General features: G+C 56.8%; 3 protein-coding genes. All 3 read right to left on the bottom strand.

The genetic code is table 11. The features are described 5' to 3' along the window. Positions 1-1,271: GTPase/DUF3482 domain-containing protein (locus tag ACNKID_RS03520; protein WP_417912055.1), on the bottom strand; the 1,271-nt coding region annotated here is incomplete at its 3' end. Beyond that, positions 1,265-2,827: a DUF2868 domain-containing protein gene (locus ACNKID_RS03515; protein WP_417912054.1), complete on the bottom strand. Its 1,563-nt coding sequence runs from the start codon at positions 2,825-2,827 to the stop codon at positions 1,265-1,267. The genes ACNKID_RS03515 and ACNKID_RS03520, both read right to left, overlap by 7 nt. 237 nt (positions 2,828-3,064) lie before the next feature. Beyond that, positions 3,065-4,096 carry an endolytic transglycosylase MltG gene (mltG, locus tag ACNKID_RS03510; protein ID WP_417912053.1) on the bottom strand — a complete coding sequence of 344 codons (1,032 nt, stop codon included), beginning with the start codon at positions 4,094-4,096 and terminating at the stop codon, positions 3,065-3,067. Positions 4,097-4,532: the final 436 nt, after the last annotated feature.

Genomic DNA, 4,532 nt, shown 5'->3' with positions numbered 1-4,532 from the left:
CTGGCAGTGCAGCCAAGTTTCTCTCCGATTGCAGCCGAGGAAGCGTTGTCATAATCCCGGCGGCCATGCGCCCAATTGGCTGCATGGCGGCAATAAAGCAAGGCGCGGTCAAGGAGAATGTAAAGCAGCTGAATATTCATCACTGGCCCGACCTGCATCTGCTGCCTGTCCAATTTCATCCCCAAAAGACGTGCGCCAGAGAGCACATCCTTGCCCGTGACAGCTGCGCTGAAGGCACCAATCGCTCCGCCGAGAGCTGCGAAGAGGCCAAAGGAGGAACCGACCGTGAGCGCGTCCACTCCAACGCCGAGTGCCGCACCGCTCATGGCCCCGGCCCAGATCAGGTCTTCTCTTGTCAGGCCAAGAAAGTCCCATGTCTTTGCCGAGAATAAATCCTCCTGCAAGATGGATTGTTCCGGCAATTGCGCATTGAAGAGATTGTGCTTGAACAGCCTGCGTATCTGCTGCTGCGCGGCTCGCTCGCGCTTGCTGACAAACTCGGTGTAGGCTTTATGCAGATCAGCCTTGAGTTTTTCTTCGTCCGTGCCGGGCGGACAAGCTGCGCTGGCCCGGTAGAGCAGGCTTTCCTTCAGCATGACTGTGATCAAAGCGGCGCTTTGGCGGCGGCGGCTGTCCCAGTCTGCGCTGAAGGCTTGAATGACCTTTTCAATCACCGCCTCCAAATCCTGATCAATGGCTTTCAGGCTCTGCAGCAGAGCGACGCGCTGGCTGTAAGTTGCCTTGTTGGAGTTGAACAGGCGTATTGAATTGAAGTGCTTTCTGAATTCATTCTGCCAGTCTGACAGGAAACTGCTGTTCTCATCCTTGCAGTTGATGATCGCCATGCGCGGCCTGCCAGTAAGACGGAGGATTTCCATTTCCGCCTTGTCCATGTTGCGGAGCGGTCGCGAGCCATCCACAACAAAGATAATCCCTGCTCCGGCGGCCAGCGGCGCAAGCAGGGCGCAGTCATCGTGCATGGCCGGGTCGTTGCGGTGGATGCGGATGAATTCATGCAGCATCTCGCGGTCATTTCCCTGATACGCCCGCATCCAAGCCAAGGTGGCGCGGGGATTCTGAAAGCCGGGCGTGTCAATAAAACGGATCACCTCTCTCCCGTCAATCAGCACGGGAAAAGACCGGCATTCTGTGGTTTCTCCCGGCACAGGACTGACCCGCACAGAGTCATCCTCGCTCAGCGTGGAAACCACAGAGGACTTGCCCTCGTTCGGGTGGCCGACGATGGCGAATTCAGGAATCTGCTTCAGCATAATTCAATCACATGCAGGCCGGAATCGCCCAGCGCGGCGGTTTTCTGCCGCCAGATGCGGAATTGCTCCGGCTGCGGCGGAGTGAGCAGGTTTTCTGCCGCTGGTTTGCCGATCAAGGCCAGGATGATCACTGGCTGCGGACCAAGAGCGCGGCGCAGCTCGGCCAGCCATCGCAGCAGTTCCTGCACCGGCGGCTGCCACGCCTCGTGGAGGATGAAGACATCTTTGCAGCCCCCCTGTGCGCTCATTGCCTCTTTAAGGATCGCCAGCTCCTCGGCCTCGCTTTTTTCCAGTGTTCCAAACGGCACGATCTGACGGAGCAGATATCCGGTCTTCCGGCGTATCTGTTCCGCCAGCGCGTCGGTCGGACAGGCAGCAGACAGCTCATCTGGAATTAAAACCACAACCGGCGGGGTTTCATTGCGTTGCGGCAGCGTGCTTTCCGGTGCGCATGATTCTTCCGGCGGCAATGCTGCCGCATCTTTTTTTGCAGGAGCAGACGCGGCAGTTGCAACCTGCGGCGTGCGCATCCGGTGGATGATCTGGCGGAAGCAGCCCTGATGCAAATTCAGTTTGGCGAAAGCCTGCCGCTGCAGCAGCAGGCCGAACGTCAGGAGGAGAAGACGCGGCAGCAGGCCGTAGCAAAGCACGGACAGACAGAGAAAAGGCCACCACGAGGCAAGATCGCGGCTGGCGAGATGATAGATGCCGTCTTTGAGAATCAGCCGCGAGCCTTCAATTTGCCCAAGCGCGGGCACCCAATCCGCATGCAGCCAAGACCAAGGCAGACTGATCCACCCTGCCAACGCATGAACCGCAGCGGCATCAATCTGAAGCGTTGTCTGCCAGCCAAAAGCGAGATCAGAGCCAATCACTTTCAGCAGCGTGACAATCAGCACGCCGATATTGCAGCTGATGCCGAAGAGCTGAGCAAGGAGAAAGAAAGGCCGAAGCAGCAGCAGGCCGTGCCGCTGCCGAAGACTTTTCACGCTTCCTGCATGAGCGGCCCAGCTCAGGCGTTGTTCCGCCGAGATATGCGATGAGGCCCGCCGTCCGGCTGCCGCGCTTTTGTCTAAAAGCCAGAAAAAAAGCCGCCCGGCCAGCCGGTACAGGAGCGAAGAGGTCAACATGCTGCCGCCTTGACATTTGCTGCAGAAGAAGGAGCCTGCCAGGAGCAGATACAACGCGATTTGCAGCAGCACGAACAGAGCAAAATATCCCGCCACATTGACCGGCTCCGCGCCGGAATACGCAAGCAGAGAAAACGCCGCTCCGCCGCCGCTGATCAGCCCGGCCAATCCGGCGGCAAGGGCGAAAAGAAAAATCAGCTCCTGCCAAAGACTGCCGGGCAAAGCGATATTTTTTTGTTCCGCCTTTTTTTTCCGGCATTCCAGCCAGCAGCGGAGCAGCTGCGCATCCGCAGCTTCCTTCTCCGGCAGCGCGGAGAATATCTCCCGGTCGCGGGCAGACAGCCGGTTTATATCTTCCCCTTCGTCCTGTTGCATGAAGAATTCAAGATCGAGCAGAGCGGCGGTGTTCCATCGTGATTGCGGCATCTTTCCGGCGGCGTTGGAATTGTGAAACGTGCTGCTTGCATCATAACGACGGAAGAAGCGGCGGTCAACAGCGGCGGCGGCCTCACCGGAATGCTGTTTGGTGAAAGATTTTTGGATGAAATACTTTTGGGCGAAAGATTTTTCGCCCCTGCAATGGCCCAGTATAGCGCAGGGGCAAAACATCTTTTGCCCTTGTCGGCTGCAAGGACAAAACATTTTTCACCCGTTTCGGCTGCATCACTGGAACGCTGTTTGCTGGGCCTGCCGCCGTTTCTGATATTCCCGCACCGCCCGGCTGTGCTCCTCCAAGGTGCGGGAAAACTGATGGCTGCCGTCGTTGCGGGAGACAAAATACAAATACGGTGTTTCCGCCGGACGCAGTGCTGCGGCCAAAGCCGCCTTGCCGGGATTGCAGATTGGTCCTGGCGGCAGGCCGCTGATCACATATGTATTATAAGGAGTCGCCTCCAGCAGATCAGCTTTGGTCAGATTGCCGTTGAAATTTTTGATGCCGTAGATGGTGGTCGGATCAGATTGCAGGCGCATCCCGGTGCGCAGGCGGTTTTGGAAGACTCCGGCAATCAGGTCGCGCTCTCCGGCACTGCCGGTTTCCTTTTCGACAATTGAGGCTAAGGTAAGAAGCTGGTGGCGGCTCATGCCCCGGTTTGCCGAGAGTTCTTTCAGCTCATCCCACACCGCAAAAAAACGCCGCGTCATTGCGCTGACAATCCCGCGCTCGTCAATCTCGCCGCGCACCAGGCTGTAGGTTTCCGGGAACAAGTAGCCTTCAAGCGAGTCCGCCTCCAGGCCCAGGCTTTGAATAAAGGCCTTGTCGTGGCAGAGCTGGAGAAAAACAGCCGCGTCCGCCCAGCCTGCTTTGGCGAACAGCTCGGCAATCTGATGCATTGTCAGTCCTTCCGGCACCGTGATCCGATGCGCCACCGGCTTGGCTTTGTTCAGAACGCGGATCAGTTCCAGCGGAGTCAAACCGCGCGGCAGGCTGAATTCTCCGGCCCGCAGCTTGGGCGGGTCTTTTTTTTCAATCTCCCGCAGCAGCCGCAGCAGAATGAGAAAACGGATGTCATCTTTGATCAGCCCCTTCTCGCCGAGCAGCGTTTTGATCTGCCGGATGCCCGCGCCTTTTGGGATTGCAACAAGTATCTCCCCGCCGCCAGGGCTGGAAGTGAAAACATAATGCGCAAACCAGCCTGCGGCAGCCAGCGCGGCTGCGGCAAGGAGAAGCGCAATGCTGCGGAGAAAAAAACGCATGATTATCGCGGTTTCATCGAGGAAAAACAGGGGTAGGCAGGCTCAATCTTAAGCTGGAACCGTTTCGCTGCGGGCAGGAAGTATTCCTGCGATTTTTTTCAATCCGCTGTGTTTTTCGCCACGGACGAAGTTTGATTTGCCGCAAACAACATGTTATCCGCCACAAACAACATGTTTTCCGCCACGGATGAAGTTGAGTTTGTCGCAAACAACGTGTTATCTGCCACAAATAACATGTTCTCCGTCACGGACGAAATTTAGTTTGCCGCAGACAAAGATGTGTTCCGCCACGGATGAAGTTTGATTTGCCGCAAACAACATGTTATCCGCCACAAACAACATGTTGTCTGCCACGGATGAAGTTGAGTTTGCCACAAAGAACATGTTGTCTGCCGCAAACAACATGTTTGCCGCCACGGATGAAATTTAGTTTGCC

The sequence above is a fragment of the Candidatus Electronema sp. TJ genome (assembly GCF_048287355.1).
GTDB lineage: Bacteria > Desulfobacterota > Desulfobulbia > Desulfobulbales > Desulfobulbaceae > Electronema.
The sequence above is the reverse complement of the archived record's forward strand: the minus strand, read 5'-3'. Positions and strand labels throughout refer to the sequence as shown.

Bases quoted from the DNA above. Each gene is read 5' to 3' on its own strand.
- ACNKID_RS03515 (WP_417912054.1), bottom strand. From the start codon at position 2,827: ATGCCGCAATCACGATGGAACACCGCCGCTCTGCTCGATCTTGAATTC.
- mltG (WP_417912053.1), bottom strand. From the start codon at position 4,096: ATGCGTTTTTTTCTCCGCAGCATTGCGCTTCTCCTTGCCGCAGCCGCG.